This window comes from Gluconacetobacter sacchari (assembly GCF_014174255.1).
In the GTDB taxonomy this organism is placed as follows: Bacteria; Pseudomonadota; Alphaproteobacteria; order Acetobacterales; family Acetobacteraceae; genus Gluconacetobacter; species Gluconacetobacter sacchari.
In genome coordinates this window covers 100,474-116,517 of the sequence record NZ_JABEQJ010000004.1, presented here as the reverse complement: position 1 = coordinate 116,517, position 16,044 = coordinate 100,474, and the positions used below count along the sequence as shown (strand labels likewise).

Below are 16,044 nucleotides of genomic sequence, written 5' to 3'. Positions count from 1 at the left end.
GACGAGTCTGGCGCCGGCCCGGGGGAACCTGGGCCGGCTTTTTTTGCCGGAGCCATCGTACGGGCCGGGCAGGTCCGCAAGGTCTTCGACGGGCAGGCGGTGCTGCGCGGCATTTCGCTGGAGGTGGCGCGCGGCGAGCTGATCTCGATCATCGGGCCGTCGGGCTGCGGCAAGTCGACGTTCCTGCGCTGTCTCAATTTTCTTGAAATTCCCGATTCCGGGACGGTGGAGATCGCCGGGGTGACGATCACGCGGGTCGGCGGGCGGTGGAGCCGCCAGGAGGAGGACGCCGCCCATCGCCTGCGGGCGCATGTCGGCATGGTGTTCCAGTCCTTCAATCTGTTTCCTCACCGCACCGTGCTGGACAATGTGATGCTGGCCCCCGTCCGCGTGAAGCGCGTGCCGGCCGAGGACGCGCGGGCCGAGGCGGAGGCCCTGCTGGACAAGGTGGGCCTGTCCGCCATGGCCGCGCGCTATCCCGACACGCTGTCGGGCGGCCAGCAGCAGCGCGCGGCCATCGCGCGCGCGCTGGCGATGCGCCCCGACGTGATGCTGTACGACGAACCGACCTCGGCGCTCGATCCCGAACTGGCCGAGGAGGTGCTGTCGGTGATGCGTACCCTGGACAATGAGGGGATGACCCAGCTTGTGGTGACGCATGACATGCGCTTCGCCCGCGCGGCGTCCGACCGCGTGGTGTTCATGGACGGGGGGGAGATCGTCGAGGCCGACGATCCGGACCGGCTGTTCGTGGACCCGCAGGACCCGCGCACGCGGAAATTCCTGAGATCCGTGCTGTGAAAGGCCTGTTGCTGGCACTGGTGGCGATGGCGGCGATGGTGTGGTCCGTCGCCGGCCATGCCGCTCCGCTGCGCTGGGCGTCGGATGCCGAGGCGAATGTGCCGTTCGTCTTTCACGATCCGGCCGACCAGTCGCGCCTGACCGGCTATGAATACGAGATCGCCCAGGCGATCGGCCGGCGCCTCGGGCGGCCGACCCGGTTCGTCCAGAACGACTGGGACGGGTTGATTCCCGGCCTGCAACGCGGCCTGTACGACATGGTGATCGACGGGATCGAGATCACCCCCGAGCATGAACAGGGCGTGTTGTTCAGCCGCCCCTATTACATGACGACCGAGCGCATCACCGTGCGGCGCGGCCAGCGGGGGCTGGAGACGCTTGCGGCGCTGCACGGGCACGTGGTGGGCACGCTGAAGGACACGACGGCCGAGCGCATGTTGCAGGCCGATCCGTCGATCCGTATCCGCGCGTACGAGGAAGAGACCAACGCCTATACCGACCTGAAGAACGGGCGGCTGGACGCGGTGCTGCTGGACGGCACCATCGCGCTTTATTACGGGTCGCCGGACCCGGACCTGAAGCTGGTGGGCGCGCCGATCGGGCAGGTGGCGTATGGCATCGCCTTCGCCCGGGGCGATACCGCGTTGCGCGACCAGGTGAATGCCGCGCTGGACGGCATGATGCGGGATGGCGAGCTGCACCGGATCCTGGCGCGCTGGAACCTGTGGACCCCGGCGATGGCGGCGCTGACCGGCGATGCCTCGACGCCCGCCATCGTGCCCGAGGCCTGGGACCATTATCGGGCGGCCACCGCGCCCACGGCGGGCTGGCGGGCGCGGTTCGACCGCTATGTCGGCTTTCTGCCGCTGCTGCTGCATGGCGCGTTGCTGACCTTCGCGGTGTCGGCCTGCGCCATGGTGCTGGCGGTGGGGCTGGGGCTGGGGCTGGCGCTGATGCGGCGCTATGGCCCGCGCTGGCTGGGCGCGCTGGCGACGCTGTATGTCGAGATCGTGCGCGGCACGCCGCTGCTGATCCAGATCCTGTTCATCTTCTATGCCCTGCCGGGGATCGGCCTGCGCCTGTCTCCCTTCGTGGCCGGCGTGCTGGCGCTGGGGATGAACTATGCGGCCTATGAGGCGGAGAATTACCGCGCCGGCCTGCAATCGGTGGCGCGCGGGCAGATCGAGGCCGCGATCGCGCTGAACATGACGCATGTCCAGGCGCTGCGCTTCGTCGTGGTGCCGCAGGCGGTGCGGATGGTCATTCCGGTCATGACCAACGATTTCATCTCGCTGCTCAAGGATTCGTCGCTGGTCAGCGTGATTACGCTGACCGAGCTGAGCCAGACCTATGTCCGCCTGTCCTCGACCTATTACGATTATTTCGGCACCGGCCTGCTGATCGGCGTCGCCTATCTGCTGCTGGGCCTGCCTTTTGTGCGGCTGGCGCGCATGGCGGAGGCGCGGTTTCATACCGGGCGCCAGCGGAGCGGGCATATCTGAGGGCCCGGGCTTGGCGGGGGGTGGGACCCGGCATCCCAATTGCCTGATAACGACCGGGTTTCCAAGGCCGGCTTGATGCGTCTGGCACATGTCGGTGCTGTTTCATGTCACGTTGTGCATAAATAGGCGGAGGCCTAAAGAAAACCGGTCGAAGACAATCCGAACGTCATATGGTCATGGATCTGCTATCCGCTCTGCACAGCTTTGTTCGTGTCGCGGCCACCGGCTCGTTTTCCGCCGTCTCGCGGGAAACCGGCGCCAGTCAGCCGACGATTTCGCGCCATATCGCGCTGCTGGAGGCGCATTACGGCGCCACCCTGTTCGCGCGGACCACGCGCAGCCTGATGATGACCGAGGATGGGCGCAACCTGCTGCCCCATGCCTATGAGGTGCTGGAGATCCTGGAAACCGCCGAGACCGCGCTGGGGCGCCGCCGGGCGTCGGTGTCCGGCCTGGTCAGGCTGGGGGTGACCACGGCGTTCGGCCTGTACATGACCGCGCGGCTGGGGGAATTGCTGGACAAGCATCCCGACCTGTCGGTCGAACTGATCATGCGCGACGGGTTCGGCGACCTGGTCGAGGAGGGGCTGGACCTGGCGGTACGGGTGGGGGAGATCGCGGAAGGATCGCTGATCGCCCGGCGCCTGGGCACCGTCAAGCGGATCGCGGTCGCCAGCGGCGATTATCTGGCGCGGCGCGGCGCGCCCGCCCATCCGCGCGATCTGCTGAACCATCCCTGCATCGCCTATACCTATGGCGGCACGCGTCATGACTGGCAATTCGAGGGCAATGGCGAGGAAAGCGTGGTTGCCGCCAGCGGGCCCTTCCGCGCCAACAGTAGCGAGGCGGTGTTGCAGGCCACGCTCGCGGGGCTGGGGATCGGGCTGCTGCCGTCGTTCCAGGTGACGGAAGATATCGCGGCGGGCCGGTTGATCCGCCTGTTTCCGGAATGGGTGGTGCCGGAACTGCCGTTCTATGCCGTGCATACCGGGCCGCGGACATTGCCGCTGCGGACGCGCACGGTGCTGGATTTCCTGATCGATATCGCGGACGTGCTGCGGTAGGGACGGGTCTTTCCCGGGGGCTCGGCGCGGGCGGGCAACGCCCGGTCATTCACCCGGCAGGAAGGATGCCGGATCGCGGCTGGCGCGCACCAGGTCCGGGCTGCCGTTCGTCAGGTCGCCATGGAAGCCGCGGCGCAGCATGGTCGTCCATCCGTCCATCCAGCCATTGGCGGCGTTGACGAAACGCTGGGCGCCCGGGTTCTGCGGCAGTTCCTGCTTCAGCCATCGGTCCGGCGGCGCCGGCAGCGTCATGGTGCCCTTGCGGGCCGGGCTGAGCAGGGTGGTCACGTTTTCGATGTTCGCGCCGTGATCGGCGGCGGCCTCGGCGTAGTTCCAGGTGGTGACCAGCATGACGTAGGGAATGGGGAAGCCTAGCACATGCAGGCGGTTGAAGGCGGTCTGGATGTCCACGCTGTCGCTCAGCGGCTGGCCCTCGATCTGGACATGGCTGGTGAACCAGCATTCCAGCACCTTGGAGTCCGAGGGGACGATCTTCGACAGGTAGTTCCGGTCGTCGTGGCAGCCGTTGTTCATCGCGTCGACGGTGGAGAGCGGCAGGGATTGCGTGCTGGCCCGCGCGATGATCACCCCGGTCACGATGCCGCCTTCGGCGCGTACCAGCACGTTGCTGAGCAGTTCGCCATGCGGGCCGCTCTGCGTCGTCAGCACCGGGTGCCAGGTGCCGGCCGGCAGGGGCAGGATGCGGCCGGCGAAGGGGATCGCCCCCGACAGGTCGGACGTGATGGGCGGCGCCGCCAGTTGCGGGCCGCCGGCCGTCTGCTGGCCATTGTCCGGCGCGCCGCCGGCGGGCGGGGCGGGCGGCGTGGCGTCGGGCGACGCGTCGGACGGGGATGCGGGCGCGGGCGGGGCCGGGGTGCGGCCCAGGGTCCGGTTGACGCGGTCGAACACCGGCCGCAGGGCCGCGATGCGCGTGAGGTACGCCGGCGGATAGAGCAGCGTCAGCGCCGCGAAGAGGGGGATGCAATAGAGCATCGCGCGCCAGATCGGCGCGCGATGCCAGAGACGGGAAGCTGCGGACATTCAGGTCGCCGTAAGGGAAAAGCGGGTCAGCGCAGGACGCGTGCCCGCTGGGCCTCGGTATCGTTGGCGATCTCGGCGGTGACGCCGTTCTCGCCGGAAATGACGCGCACCATCTTCGCCCCCTGCTGGCGGGCGGAAATCAGCGAGTCGCTCATCATGTCCTCGATCGACCGCACCAGGTCGCGGGCGCTGGCGGCGGCGCCCATCTTGTTCTGCCGCCGCATGACCTCGAACAGCAGCGAGGCGTCGATGCCGCCGGTTTCCACCCGCAGGCCGTAGCTTTCGATCATCGCCTCGATCTCCAGCGCCGCGACCCGGGCCACGTCCAGGCCGGTCAGCGCGCGGAAGACGAAGATGCGGTCCAGGCGGTTCAGCACCTCGGGCGCGAAGCCGGCCTGGCGCAGGGCCTCGACTGACTCGGCGCGCATGCGGTCGGGCTCGTCGGCCAGGCGGTCGGCGATCTCGGACAGGGCTTCGGTCGCGATGTTGGAGGTCAGCACGAAGATGGCGCGGACGGTCGAGACCTGCTGGCCGGTCGAGGCCTCGGTGACGTGCCCGTCATTCCAGGCCGTGAGGAATTTCTTGAAGACGTCGGGATGCGCCTTTTCGATTTCGTCGAGCAGGACGACGGCATCGGGCTTTTCCTTCAGGCCGCCGGTCAGCTTGCCGAACGTGTCGGAGCCGACATAGCCCTTGGGCGAGCCGAACAATTGCGTCGCGGCGTGCGGCGAACTCATCTGCGTCATGTCGAAATGCAGCAGGGGGCGGTCGAGCTGCCGGGCCATCTGCTTGGCCAGGTAGGTCTTGCCGGTGCCCGGCGGCCCGGCCAGCAGGAAGATGCCGACCGGCTTGCCGCGCACCTGCAAGGCCATGCGGCGGCGGAGCTGGGCGGCGATGTCCTCGCAGACCTGGTCCTGGCCGATGACCCGCGCGCGCAGGCCGGCCGCCAGTTCCTCGGCGTCGATCACCGTTTCCTTCTGCTCGCGCGCCAGCATTTCCTCCAGCGCGGTGCGATTGGTCAGCCTGGCCAGTACATCCATCATCCACCCCCGTCGGCGCCGCAGCCCCTTGCGCGCCAGTCGCTCGGCGCGGGTCTCGAACATCAATCCCGCCAGGACCAGCAGGCTGCTGCCGCCCATCAGCATCGGAAAGGCCGGCGCACACCATTCCATGAAATGCGTCAGGCTGGCGAGTGAAAGATGCAGCGAGGCCGCGGCCTGCAAGCTGGCGAGGATCAGGAAGATGACCATCATGACCGGCATCAGCCGGTTCAGGGCGGGCAGGAGCGCCTTCATTGGACGATCACATCGAGAACGAGCATCTGGTCGCGGTGGATGACCGGCAGCGGTGTCGGCCCCAGGACCGTGATGGCCCCCGGCGCCACGCCGGCGGGGCCGGGGTCGGACACCGGCGCGATATCGACCTCGCCGGAAATGCGGATGGGCAGCAGCACGGTGCGCGGCCGGGGGGTCAGCGGCACCGTCTGGGTGATGCCGCCCGAACTGACGGTCACGACGCCGCCGGTCCCGGCCTCGTCATAGATCGGCATCTGGACCAGCCGGTATTCGCGCTTGTGGATGCCGGCCAGGATGCGGGCCTGCTGGTCGGGCGTCAGCCCCGATTGTTGCAGGGCGCGCGGGGCGTTGTCGGGCGCGATCATGGCGAATTGCTGCGTGCTGCCGAGGGTGTTGGCGGCGCTGACCGCGCCGTGCGGGGCATCGCCGGAGATGGCGGCGGGCAGGGGGGCGGGATGCTGGCTCTGGGTGGCCATGCGGGCGCTGAACCCGGCCACCACGATCATCCCCGCCGCCAGGCCGTACCAGAGCGGCCGACCTTTGCCGGGTCCGGCTTCGTCGGGAGTGGCGCGTGCTTCGGGTTCGGGCGTCTGCCTCATGCCCGCATCATGCGTGTGCCCCATGCGGTGGGCAAGCATTCAAACGCCGACGTGATTGTAATGTAATGTATGCGCGGAAGCGGCCGAAGCCGGCATCTTGCGGCGGGGGGCGTTATCGCCTATATGGGCTGCATTCCTTCATCTTCCGCTTTTTTTGGGGGGTGGCCTTGCCGGCCGCCTTTTTTGTTTTGGACGCAGACCTTCCCTACCTCACCGGCCTGGACGCCAAGGTGGCCGCCCTTGTGGCGCCCGTCCTGGCCGACATGGGATTCGAACTGGTCCGGGTGGCGATCCTGGGCCGGGAGAGCCCGACGGTGCAGATCATGGCCGACCGCGCCGACGGCAGCCTGATCGCGATTGAGGATTGCGAGCAGATCAGCCACGCGGTGGGCGCGGTGCTGGATATCGAGGACCCGCTGCCCGGCGCCTGGACGCTCGAGGTCTCGTCCGCCGGGATCGACCGCCCGCTGACGCGGGCGAAGGACTGGAACCGCTTCGCCGGCCACCTGGCCAAGGCCGAGGTGAATATCCCGATCGATGGCCGCAAGCGCTTCTCGGGCATTCTGCTGGGCGCCGCGGACGGTGTCGGGCGGCTGCGGCTGGAAGACGGCACCGAGGCGGCGCTGCCGCTGTCGGACATGCGCCGCGCGCGGCTGGTGCTGACCGATGAACTGATCGCGGCCAGCGCCCATATGATGGGGGTCTCCGACGACGGAGCCCCGGAAACCCCTGTCACGCCCGGCGAGACGCCGGCGCGCAAGACTCACTGAGACGTCCTGGAGGTTCTGATGGACACGTCCGTTTCCCGTCCCGAACTGCTGCTGGTGGCGGATGCCGTCGCGCGCGAGAAGTCGATCGACCGCGAGGAAGTGCTGGAGGCGATGGAGCAGGCCATCCAGAAGGCCGGGCGCGCCAAATACGGCCATGAGAAGGACATCCGCGCGACCATCGACCGCAGGACCGGCGATGTCCGCCTGTCGCGCTGGACCGAGGCCGTGGAGGTGGTGGAGAACGAGGAGACGCAGATCCCGCTCCATATCGCCCGCAAGTTCAAGCCCGAGATCCAGTTGGGCGAGCATCTGGTCGACCCGCTGCCGCCGATCGATTTCGGCCGGATCGCGGCGCAGACCGCCAAGCAGGTGATCGTGCAGCGCGTGCGCGAATATGAGCGCAAGCGCCAGTTCGAAGAATTCAAGGACCGTGTGGGCGAGATCGTGAACGGCACGGTCAAGCGCACCGAATACGGCAACCTGATGGTCGAGATCGGCAGTTCCGAGGCGCTGCTGCGTCGCGACGAGCTGATTCCGCGCGAGAGTTTCCGCAATTCCGACCGCGTGCGGGCCTATATCTATGACGTGCGCGACGAGCCGCGCGGGCCGCAGATCTTCCTGTCGCGCACCCATCCGGCCTTTCTGGCCAAGCTGTTCGCGCAGGAAGTGCCCGAGATCTATGACGGGATCATCGAGATCAAGGCCGTGGCCCGCGATCCGGGGTCGCGCGCCAAGATGGCGGTGATTTCACGCGATGCCTCGATCGATCCGGTCGGCGCCTGCGTGGGCATGCGCGGATCGCGCGTGCAGGCCGTGGTGCAGGAATTGCAGGGCGAGAAGATCGACATCATTCCCTGGAGCCCGCAGGCGGCGACCTTCGTCGTCAACGCGCTGGCGCCGGCTGAAGTCAGCAAGGTGGTGATGGACGAGGAGGCCGGGCGCGTCGAAGTCGTGGTGCCGGACGAGCAGTTGAGCCTGGCGATCGGCCGGCGCGGGCAGAATGTCCGCCTGGCCAGCCAGTTGACGCGCTGGGATATCGACATCCTGACCGAGGCCGAGGAATCGGAGCGCCGGCAGGAGGAATTCCGCCGCCGCAGCAGCCTGTTCGTCGAGGCGCTGGACGTGGACGACGTGATCGCCGGCCTGCTGGTGACGGAAGGCTTCCATTCGATCGAGGAACTGGCCTATGCCGACCCCGACGAACTGGCCGGGATCGAAGGATTCGACGAGGACGTGGCCGGCGAGCTGGTCCGCCGTGCCGAGGGCTTCCTGGCCCGGCGCGAGGACGAGCTGGACGAGACGCGGCGCGGCCTCGGCGTGTCGGACGAGATCGCGGTGCTGGGCGTGTTTTCCAACCAGATGCTGGTGACGCTGGGTGAAAAGGGTGTGAAGACCCTGGACGACCTGGCCGACCTGGCGGGCGACGAACTGGTCGAGATCCTGGGGGCCGAGGTGATCGACGAGGAAGCGGCGAACGAGATCATCATGGCGGCGCGTGCCCACTGGTTCGAGGGTGATGAACCGGCCGGGGCGCAGGGCGCGCCGGAGGCGCCGGAGGCCTGAGCGCGCGGCGTGTCGGAACGGGCGGGACAGGATAATATGACGACGGACGCCGACCACGATTCCGCGGACGACGAGCGGGGGCCCCTGCGCCGCTGTATCGTCACGCGGGAGCGCGCGGCGCCCGAGACGATGCTGCGTTTCGTGGTCTCGCCCGACCGTGTCGTGACGCCCGATCTTTCCGCGCGTCTGCCCGGACGGGGAATCTGGTTGAGCGCGCGCCGGGATGTGCTAGAAACGGCGCGGACACGGGGGGCGTTCTCACGCGCCGCCCGGGGTCAGGTCGTCGTTCCGCCCGACCTGGATGGAATTCTACAGGCCGGCCTCGTGCGCCGGATCATGGAGACGGTGGGACTCGCACGGCGGGCCGGTCAGGTGACATACGGTTTCGTCAAGGTGCGGGAATGGATCGAGGGCGGTCGCGCCGGTCTGATCATACAGGCCGGGGACGGCAGTCCTGATGAGAGGACGAGGTTATTGTCCGGCGCACGGGACCTGCCGATAGCGGTTGTTCCTACGGCGGCGGGTCTGGGGGCGGCATTCGGCCGTGACCATGTCGTGCATGCGGCGATGTCGCGTGGCGAACTGGCACGGCGCGTCCATATCGATAGTGAACGTTTTGCGGGGCTGTCCGGCAGGGCGGTTCCGGGTTCGTCGGACCAATCCGGCGAACTTGGGTGAACAGGCGGGTACATGAGCGAAGGCAACGATCAGGATCAGGGTAAGGGACGCTTGTCCCTGCGGCCGGCGGGCCGGAGGGAGGTCGGACGGACGGTTGACGCCGGTTCCGTGCGGCAGAGTTTCAGCCATGGTCGTTCGAAGGTGGTGCAGGTCGAGGTGCGCAAGAAGCGCGGCCCCGGTCCCGCCCCCGCGGGCAGCGGCTCCGGTTCGTCCGGCGGCGGCCGGGCGGGCGGGCGCGGGGGCAATGGCGGTCGCGCGCTGACCGCCGGGGAACTGGCCACCCGCCAGCGCGTACTCGAGGAGCAGCGGGCCGAAGCCGTCCGTCGCGAGCAGGAGCGGCGCGAGCAGGAGAAGATCATGATCCTCTCCGCCGCCGAGGAAGCGCGGCGGCGCGAGGAAGATGCCCGGCGCGCAGCCGAGGACGCGGCCCGCGAGCAGGAAGAGGCCGCGGCGCGCGCCCGTGCCGATGCGGCCGAGCAGCGCAGCCGGCCCCAGGCCCAGGACCATGCCCCGGACCAGGATCAGTCCGAGCCGGGCGGCCCGGTGGTTTCGGCCGTGCCGATCCCCGGCGAGGTCACGCTGGCCCCGCCGATGGAGCGGCTGCGCCCGCTGGCCGAGCGCGCCATCATGCCGGCCCGTCCGGTCACGACCACTCGGCCGGCGGCGCCGCAGGCCGCGACGACGGCCCAGCCGCAGGGCGAGACCCTGCGCCTGCGCACCGGCCGTGGCCCCGACACGGAAGAGGAACGCCGCGCGCCGCGCCGCCCCGGAGTCGTGCCCAGCCGCAAGCCGAACGGCGCGCCGGCGAAGAAGGGTGGCGACAACCGCCGGTCCGGCCGCATCGACGTTCAGGCGGCGATCGAGGGTGACGACGACAAGACGCGTTCGCTGGCCTCGGTCCGGCGCCAGCGCGAGCGCGAGCGCCGGCAGGCGGAACTGGAGCGCCTGCGCGCCGACCAGGTCCGCGTGGTGCGTGACGTGGTGCTGCCCGAGACGATCACGGTGCAGGAACTGGCGAACCGCATGGCGGCCCGCCAGGGCGAAGTCATCAAGGCCCTGATGAAGATGGGCGTGATGGCGACCGTGACCCAGTCGCTCGACGCGGATACGGCCGAACTGGTCATTCAGGAATTCGGCCATCGCGTCCGCCGCGTGGCGGACAGCGATGTGGAGATCGGCATCGAGGGGATCGACGATACGCCGGAAGACCTGCTGCCGCGCCCGCCCGTCGTGACGGTCATGGGGCATGTCGACCACGGCAAGACCTCGCTGCTGGACGCGCTGCGCACCACCGACGTGGCGGCGGCCGAAGCCGGCGGGATCACCCAGCATATCGGCGCCTACCAGGTGACGCTGCCTTCTGGCGCCAAGATCACCTTCATCGACACGCCGGGCCACGAGGCGTTCACCGCCATGCGGGCCCGTGGCGCCTCGGTGACCGACGTGGTGGTGCTGGTGGTCGCGGCGGATGACGGCGTGATGCCGCAGACGGTCGAGGCGATCCGCCATGCGAAGGCGGCGAATGCGCCGATCGTGGTGGCGATCAACAAGTGCGACAAGCCGGGCGCGAACCCCGAGCGCGTGCGCCAGGAGCTGCTCCAGCACGAGATCGTGGTCGAGTCGATGGGCGGCGACACCCAGGATGTCGAGGTCTCGGCGCTGAAGCGCACCGGGCTGGACAAGCTGGAGGAAGCCATCCTGCTCCAGGCGGAAGTGCTGGACCTGCGCGCCAACCCCGACCGGGTGGCCGAAGGCTCGGTGATCGAAAGCCGGCTGGATCGCGGTCGCGGCCCGGTGGCGACGATCCTGGTGCAGAAGGGCACGCTGCGGCGTGGCGACATCGTGGTGGCCGGCGCCGAATGGGGCCGTGTCCGCGCGATGCTGGACGACCGCAACCGCCAGATCCAGGAAGCGCTGCCGTCGACGCCGGTCGAGATCCTGGGCGTGACCGGCGTGCCGGGGGCCGGCGAGCCGTTCGTGGTGGTGGAGAACGAGAACCGCGCCCGCGAGATCTCGGAATTCCGCCAGCGCGTGATCAAGGACCGCATGGCCGCCGGCCAGACGGCCGCGCGCGGCACGCTGGACCAGATGCTGGCGCGCATCCAGGCCGGCGCCCAGAAGGAAGTCGCCGTGCTGATCAAGGCCGACGTCCAGGGTTCGGCGGAAGCGTTGCAGACCACGGTGCTCAAGCTGGAGCATGAAGAGGTCAAGGTTCGGGTGCTGACGGCCAGTGTCGGGCAGATCACCGAGAGCGACGTGCAACTGGCCAAGGCGTCGGACGCGGTGATCATCGCGTTCAACGTCCGCGCCACGACGCAGGCGCGGGAACTGGCGCAGCGCGAAGGGGTGGATATCCGCTACTATTCGATCATCTACCAAGTCGCGGATGACGTGGAGCAACTGGTCAAGGGCAAGGTCGCGCCCAAGCACCGCGAGAAGTTCCTGGGTTATGCCGAGATCCGCAAGGTGTTCGACATCACCAAGGTCGGCAAGGTGGCCGGTTGCTACGTCACCGAGGGCGTGGTCAAGCGCGGGTGCGGCGTGCGCCTGCTGCGCGACAACGTCGTGGTCCACGAGGGCGAACTCAGCCAGCTCAAGCGCTTCAAGGACGATGTCAAGGAAGTGGCGCGCGGCTATGAGTGCGGCCTGTCCTTCGCCGGCTACAACGACCTGCGCGAAGGCGATATGGTCGAGTGCTATGAGATGGAACTGGTTCCCGCATGAGTCGCAACCCCTCTCGTGGGAAGGTGAATATGGCGGGGCCGGCGGGGAAACTCGCCGGTCTTGCCGCTTCCGGCCCCAGCCAGCGCCAGTTGCGCGTGGGCGAGGAAGTGCGCCGCGTGCTGGCCGACCTGTTCGCGCGCACCGAGTTCCGCGACCCGGACCTGGCCGATGCCCGCATCACCGTGACGGAAGTGCGGCTTTCCCCCGACCTGAAGCACGCGACGGCCTTCGTCGCGCGGCTGGGGCGCAGCGATGTCGAGGCGCTGCTGCCGGCTCTCAATCGGGTTTCGCCGTTTCTGCGCTCGCGCATGTCGGGCAGCCTGCGCCTGCGGGTGGTGCCGGAAATCCATTTCCAGCCCGATACGGCGCTGGATTATGCGATGGAGGTCGATGCGCTGCTGCGCCGGCCGGACGTGGCGCGGGATCTGGACGAGTAGCGCGCTGCCGAGGGCTTGGTGCTAGAGCATCATCCAACCGGATGGACTCATTCGGTCGGATAAAGATGCTCTATAAAACAATGATCTAGAGCCATATCCGTGAACCAGTGTGAACGGATATGGCTCTAGCCGAGCAGCAGGGTGGCCATGAACGCGTCCGGATCGCGATGGAATTCGCTCAGGATGGCGAAATGATCCGTCAGCCGGAAGGGTCGTTCGACGAGGCCGTGCCGTGTCAGGTGCAGCACCGTGGCGCCGGGGTAGGCCATGATGAGCGGCGAATGGGTGGCGATGAGGAATTGTGCGTCGCCGCGCTGTACGGCCGCGTGGATGATCTTGAGAAATTCCATCTGACGGATGGGTGAGAGCGCGGCTTCCGGTTCGTCGAGGATGTAAATCCCGCGTCCTGCGATCCTGCGGCTGAACAGGTGGAAATAGCCCTCGCCATGCGAGCGTTCAGTGCCCGAACGGCCGCCGAATTCCGCCAGGAAATCGGCTGCATAGCCGGGGTCTTCGGCAGCCAGCCGGTCGATTTCGGCGATGAGGGCGGCGAATCCTTCGGCGCGGACGAAGAATCCGCTGGTGAACTTGGGGAACCAGCTTGGGCGCAGGGCCTCGGCCAGGGCGTTGCGTCCCTGCGGGCCGATCGCGAAATTGCGGTTGCCGCCATGGAGCGGAAAGCCGCAGAGCGCCGCCAATGCTTCGATGAGGGTGGATTTGCCGCTGGCATTGGGGCCGGCGAAAATCGTGACCGGGGCGGTAAAATCGATCTCGAAGCTGGGCCAGGTCAGGACCGGCAATGAGAAGGGAAAGGCATCCGGCTCCGCCACGCGTTCGGGCAGAAGGCTGACGCGCTTGAGAAACGGCGCCCGATAGAGCGTGTGGCCAGCTTTCCGTGCCATGACGCGTGCATAGCACGGGCCCACGACATCCCAAAAATGGGGTGCAGGGCCTCGGGCCCTGCCGGGTCCAGGGCAGCGCCCTGGCTCTTAGAGCCATATCCGTTCACACTGGTTCACGGATATGGCTCTAGATCATTGTTTTATAGAGCATCTTTATCCGACCGAATGAGTCCATCCGGTTGGATGATGCTCTAACGCCCGGATCCGGTCAGCAGCATGGTCGGCGTATGGCGGATGGTTCGTGCCGCGCCACGTAGCGCGACCCCGCCCGCCGCCAGGTCGCGCCCCGCTGCCGCGAGATCCGTCTCCAGGGCGTCGTCGGGCGTGCGCAGATCGGAGCGGACCTGTCGGGCGGTGGACAGGGCGGCTTTGGTATCGCGGGTGACGGTGCGGATTTCGGCGCCGCGATCCTGCGTCTGCCGGCGCGCGGTGGTCATCAGTCGGGAGAGCACGCCCCGCGTGCGGCGGCTGTCTTGCGCGGTTTGCCGCCGAGCCGTGGCCATGGAGGTCGCGGCGGTGCGGGTCGCGGCGGCCAGACCCGCCAGGCTGGCGCGGAGGGCGGGCAGGGCGGCCTGGATCCGCGCGGCGGTCTTCTGCCCGTCCTGCGCGGCCTGTTGCCATTCGGCGGCCATCTTGTGGATCGGCAGGGTTGCCAGGGTATGGCGCAGAATTTCCAGCCTGGATTCGTGGGCGGGGATTTCCACCAGGTTCGACAGGCCGGGATGAGGGCGTGGGACGGGGCCGGGCACGATGTCCAGGTCGATGCCGATGTGGCCGGTGACGAGGCTGGCGGTATGAAGTTCGGCCTGCAATCCGTCCCGCACCAGGCCGGGCAGCGTGGGGTGGCGCGAACTGCCCGCAAGATGGATATGGTCGGGCTGGACGCGGATCGTGACGGGGATCAGCGCGCGGGCGTGGAGCGGGTCGGCGTACAGGCCGATATGTTCGACCCGGCCCAGCGCCACGCCGCGAAAGGTGACGAGCGCGCCGGCGCGCAGGCCGCCGACCGGGTGGTCGAACACGATCACCGCCCGCTCGGTATGCGCCCGCAGGCCGAACCGGCCGAACCCGCCGAGAAACGCGCAGCCCAGCGCGATCCCGCCCGCGATGAAGAGCAGGGTGGCCATCAGTCCGGCGGCCCGGCCGGGATGGGTGCGAGGAGGGGACGGGACGCGGGGGATGGTCATCCGCCCCTGTTTCGGGCGTTCGCGGCCCCCGGGGAAAGCAGGCATGGCACAATCCGGCATTGCTCCCCTTTCAGGGCTCGTCTACACGCACGCCTCTTCCAGGGATTCTGCATCAAGAAGGTTTTGCCCCATGCGACGCAAGCGCGGACGTCCGATCGATGGCTGGCTGGTCATCGACAAGCCGGGAGGGATGACGTCGACCGATGTCGTCAACCGGGTGAAGCGCGCGTTCGACGCCGCGAAGGCGGGGCATGGCGGCACGCTGGATCCGCTGGCGACCGGGCTGCTGCCGATCGCCTTCGGCGCGGCCACCAAGACCGTGCCCTACATCATGGACGGGACCAAGCGCTATCACTTCACCCTGCGGCTGGGCGAGGCGCGGGACACGGACGATGCCGACGGCGTAGTGACCGAGACCTCGGCCGTGCGGCCGTCGGACGAGGATTTCCGCCGCGCGCTGCCGGCCTTTCGCGGCGACATCATGCAGGTGCCGCCCGTCTATTCCGCGATCAAGGTCGCGGGCGAGCGGGCCTATGACATGGCGCGCGACGGCAGGGCACCCGACCTGCCGCCCCGGCCCGCGCGGATCGACCGGTTCGAGCTGGTGGCGCGGCCGGATGCGGATACCGCGATTTTCGAGGTGGAATCCGGCAAGGGGGTCTATATGCGCTCGCTGGCCCGCGACATCGCGCGGGCGTGCGGCACGGTCGGGCATGTGGCCGCCCTGCGCCGGCTGCGGGTGGGGCCTTTTGCCGAGGAAGACGCGATTCCACTGGACAAACTGGCGCCGAACGACGACAACGCGCCTGCCTCACCGGATCTGCTTCTTCCGGTCGCGACCGCGCTGGCCGACATCCCGGCGCTGGCCTTGACCCACGAGGAAGCGGAGTCCCTCTCGCACGGGCAGGCGATCAGCCTGCTCGGCCTGATGGGACGGATTCCGGACGCCGCCGATCCCGACCAGGGCATCGTGCGGGGGATGGACGGGGGGCGCGTGATCGGGCTGTGCCGGCTGGACGATGGCTGGCTGCGCCCGGACCGCATGCTTTAACCGGATTGGAATGTGGAGAACACGATGTCGATTACTGCTGAGCGCCGCACGGCGCTGATTGGCGAATACCAGACCGCCGCCCAGGATACCGGATCGCCGGAAGTCCAGGTCGCCCTGCTGACCGAGCGGATCACGAACCTGACCGAGCACCTGAAGACCCACGCGAAGGATTTCCATTCGCGTCGCGGCCTGCTGGTGATGGTCGGCAAGCGCCGCGGCCTGCTGGACTATCTGAAGCGCAAGGACGCGGCCCGCTACCAGACCGTGATCGGTCGCCTGGGCCTGCGCCGCTGAGATGATGCGCGCTCCGGCCCGCTGCCCCGCGTCGCGCGGTGGTGGGCCGGATCGCGCCGGTGCGCTCCGCCGGCGGGGTGGCATGGCCGCCCTGTCGTCGCGGGGCCGCCACGATGCCCGATGCCCAATCGTGGGC

General features: G+C 68.5%; 15 protein-coding genes. 10 read left to right on the top strand and 5 right to left on the bottom strand.

Annotation, left to right across the window (positions count from 1 at the left end; translation table 11 throughout):
- The first annotated feature begins 54 nt into the window (after positions 1 to 54).
- The 3 genes from HLH48_RS04780 to HLH48_RS04770 all read left to right on the top strand — a co-directional run bounded on the left by HLH48_RS04780 (position 55) and on the right by HLH48_RS04770 (position 3,367).
- Positions 55 to 801 (top strand): amino acid ABC transporter ATP-binding protein, encoded by a 747-nt coding sequence (locus HLH48_RS04780; protein WP_182996425.1) that lies wholly within the window; start codon positions 55 to 57, stop codon positions 799 to 801.
- 26 nt (positions 802 to 827) lie between these two features.
- Positions 828 to 2,303 carry an ABC transporter substrate-binding protein/permease gene (locus HLH48_RS04775; protein ID WP_182996424.1) on the top strand — a complete coding sequence of 492 codons (1,476 nt, stop codon included), beginning with the start codon at positions 828 to 830 and terminating at the stop codon, positions 2,301 to 2,303.
- A gap of 176 nt (positions 2,304 to 2,479) precedes the next feature.
- Positions 2,480 to 3,367 (top strand): LysR family transcriptional regulator, encoded by an 888-nt coding sequence (locus HLH48_RS04770; protein WP_182996357.1) that lies wholly within the window; start codon positions 2,480 to 2,482, stop codon positions 3,365 to 3,367.
- 45 nt (positions 3,368 to 3,412) lie between these two features.
- Here the strand turns inward: HLH48_RS04770 and HLH48_RS04765 are convergent, their stop codons facing one another.
- From HLH48_RS04765 to HLH48_RS04755, 3 genes are read right to left on the bottom strand one after another with little or no spacing between them, the layout of a single operon-like run.
- On the bottom strand, positions 3,413 to 4,408 hold the full coding sequence (locus HLH48_RS04765; protein ID WP_182996356.1) for a hypothetical protein: 996 nt from the start codon (positions 4,406 to 4,408) through the stop codon (positions 3,413 to 3,415).
- A 26-nt stretch (positions 4,409 to 4,434) separates the two neighbouring features.
- Entirely contained in the window at positions 4,435 to 5,703 is a 1,269-nt protein-coding gene (locus HLH48_RS04760; RefSeq protein WP_182996355.1) for an AAA family ATPase, read from the bottom strand.
- Positions 5,700 to 6,302, bottom strand: a complete 603-nt coding sequence (locus HLH48_RS04755; RefSeq protein WP_182996354.1) for a hypothetical protein — start codon at positions 6,300 to 6,302, stop codon at positions 5,700 to 5,702. The genes HLH48_RS04760 and HLH48_RS04755 overlap by 4 nt, the downstream gene beginning before the upstream one ends.
- 188 nt (positions 6,303 to 6,490) lie before the next feature.
- Between HLH48_RS04755 and rimP the strand changes: the two genes are divergently transcribed.
- From rimP to rbfA, 5 genes are read left to right on the top strand one after another with little or no spacing between them, the layout of a single operon-like run.
- A complete protein-coding gene (gene rimP, locus HLH48_RS04750; RefSeq protein WP_220794996.1) occupies positions 6,491 to 7,072 on the top strand; it encodes a ribosome maturation factor RimP in 582 nt (193 codons plus the stop codon).
- Between the two features lie 18 nt (positions 7,073 to 7,090).
- Entirely contained in the window at positions 7,091 to 8,635 is a 1,545-nt protein-coding gene (gene nusA / locus HLH48_RS04745; protein WP_182996352.1) for a transcription termination factor NusA, read from the top strand.
- A gap of 36 nt (positions 8,636 to 8,671) precedes the next feature.
- Complete coding sequence (locus tag HLH48_RS04740) at positions 8,672 to 9,313, top strand: RNA-binding protein (RefSeq protein WP_182996351.1); 642 nt, start codon at positions 8,672 to 8,674, stop codon at positions 9,311 to 9,313.
- Positions 9,314 to 9,325: 12 nt separating this feature from the next.
- On the top strand, positions 9,326 to 12,037 hold the full coding sequence (gene infB, locus HLH48_RS04735; protein WP_182996350.1) for a translation initiation factor IF-2: 2,712 nt from the start codon (positions 9,326 to 9,328) through the stop codon (positions 12,035 to 12,037).
- Positions 12,034 to 12,474, top strand: a complete 441-nt coding sequence (gene rbfA / locus HLH48_RS04730; RefSeq protein ID WP_182996349.1) for a 30S ribosome-binding factor RbfA — start codon at positions 12,034 to 12,036, stop codon at positions 12,472 to 12,474. Before infB ends, rbfA begins: the two co-directional genes overlap by 4 nt.
- A 125-nt stretch (positions 12,475 to 12,599) precedes the next feature.
- Here rbfA and HLH48_RS04725 read toward each other — a convergent pair whose 3' ends face one another.
- The gene (locus HLH48_RS04725) at positions 12,600 to 13,376 is read right to left on the bottom strand and encodes an AAA family ATPase (protein WP_182996348.1); all 777 of its coding nucleotides are present in this window, start codon (positions 13,374 to 13,376) and stop codon (positions 12,600 to 12,602) included.
- 191 nt (positions 13,377 to 13,567) lie between these two features.
- Positions 13,568 to 14,608 (bottom strand): MlaD family protein, encoded by a 1,041-nt coding sequence (locus HLH48_RS04720; RefSeq protein ID WP_246386892.1) that lies wholly within the window; start codon positions 14,606 to 14,608, stop codon positions 13,568 to 13,570.
- Positions 14,609 to 14,693: 85 nt separating this feature from the next.
- Here HLH48_RS04720 and truB point away from each other — a divergent pair, with 85 nt between their 5' ends.
- Positions 14,694 to 15,614, top strand: coding sequence for a tRNA pseudouridine(55) synthase TruB (truB, locus tag HLH48_RS04715; RefSeq protein ID WP_182996347.1), 921 nt, complete (start codon positions 14,694 to 14,696; stop codon positions 15,612 to 15,614).
- A gap of 24 nt (positions 15,615 to 15,638) precedes the next feature.
- Entirely contained in the window at positions 15,639 to 15,908 is a 270-nt protein-coding gene (rpsO, locus tag HLH48_RS04710) for a 30S ribosomal protein S15 (protein ID WP_182996346.1), read from the top strand.
- Positions 15,909 to 16,044: the final 136 nt, after the last annotated feature.

What these genes read in the sequence shown, in the direction of transcription:
- HLH48_RS04775 (WP_182996424.1), top strand. Translation starts at nt 828, where the DNA reads ATGGCGGCGATGGTGTGGTCCGTCGCCGGCCATGCCGCTCCGCTGCGC.
- HLH48_RS04770 (WP_182996357.1), top strand. Translation starts at nt 2,480, where the DNA reads ATGGATCTGCTATCCGCTCTGCACAGCTTTGTTCGTGTCGCGGCCACC.
- HLH48_RS04765 (WP_182996356.1), bottom strand. Translation starts at nt 4,408, where the DNA reads ATGTCCGCAGCTTCCCGTCTCTGGCATCGCGCGCCGATCTGGCGCGCG.
- HLH48_RS04760 (WP_182996355.1), bottom strand. Translation starts at nt 5,703, where the DNA reads ATGAAGGCGCTCCTGCCCGCCCTGAACCGGCTGATGCCGGTCATGATG.
- HLH48_RS04755 (WP_182996354.1), bottom strand. Translation starts at nt 6,302, where the DNA reads ATGAGGCAGACGCCCGAACCCGAAGCACGCGCCACTCCCGACGAAGCC.
- nusA (WP_182996352.1), top strand. Translation starts at nt 7,091, where the DNA reads ATGGACACGTCCGTTTCCCGTCCCGAACTGCTGCTGGTGGCGGATGCC.
- HLH48_RS04740 (WP_182996351.1), top strand. Translation starts at nt 8,672, where the DNA reads ATGACGACGGACGCCGACCACGATTCCGCGGACGACGAGCGGGGGCCC.
- infB (WP_182996350.1), top strand. Translation starts at nt 9,326, where the DNA reads ATGAGCGAAGGCAACGATCAGGATCAGGGTAAGGGACGCTTGTCCCTG.
- rbfA (WP_182996349.1), top strand. Translation starts at nt 12,034, where the DNA reads ATGAGTCGCAACCCCTCTCGTGGGAAGGTGAATATGGCGGGGCCGGCG.
- HLH48_RS04725 (WP_182996348.1), bottom strand. Translation starts at nt 13,376, where the DNA reads ATGGCACGGAAAGCTGGCCACACGCTCTATCGGGCGCCGTTTCTCAAG.
- HLH48_RS04720 (WP_246386892.1), bottom strand. Translation starts at nt 14,608, where the DNA reads ATGCCTGCTTTCCCCGGGGGCCGCGAACGCCCGAAACAGGGGCGGATG.
- truB (WP_182996347.1), top strand. Translation starts at nt 14,694, where the DNA reads ATGCGACGCAAGCGCGGACGTCCGATCGATGGCTGGCTGGTCATCGAC.
- rpsO (WP_182996346.1), top strand. Translation starts at nt 15,639, where the DNA reads ATGTCGATTACTGCTGAGCGCCGCACGGCGCTGATTGGCGAATACCAG.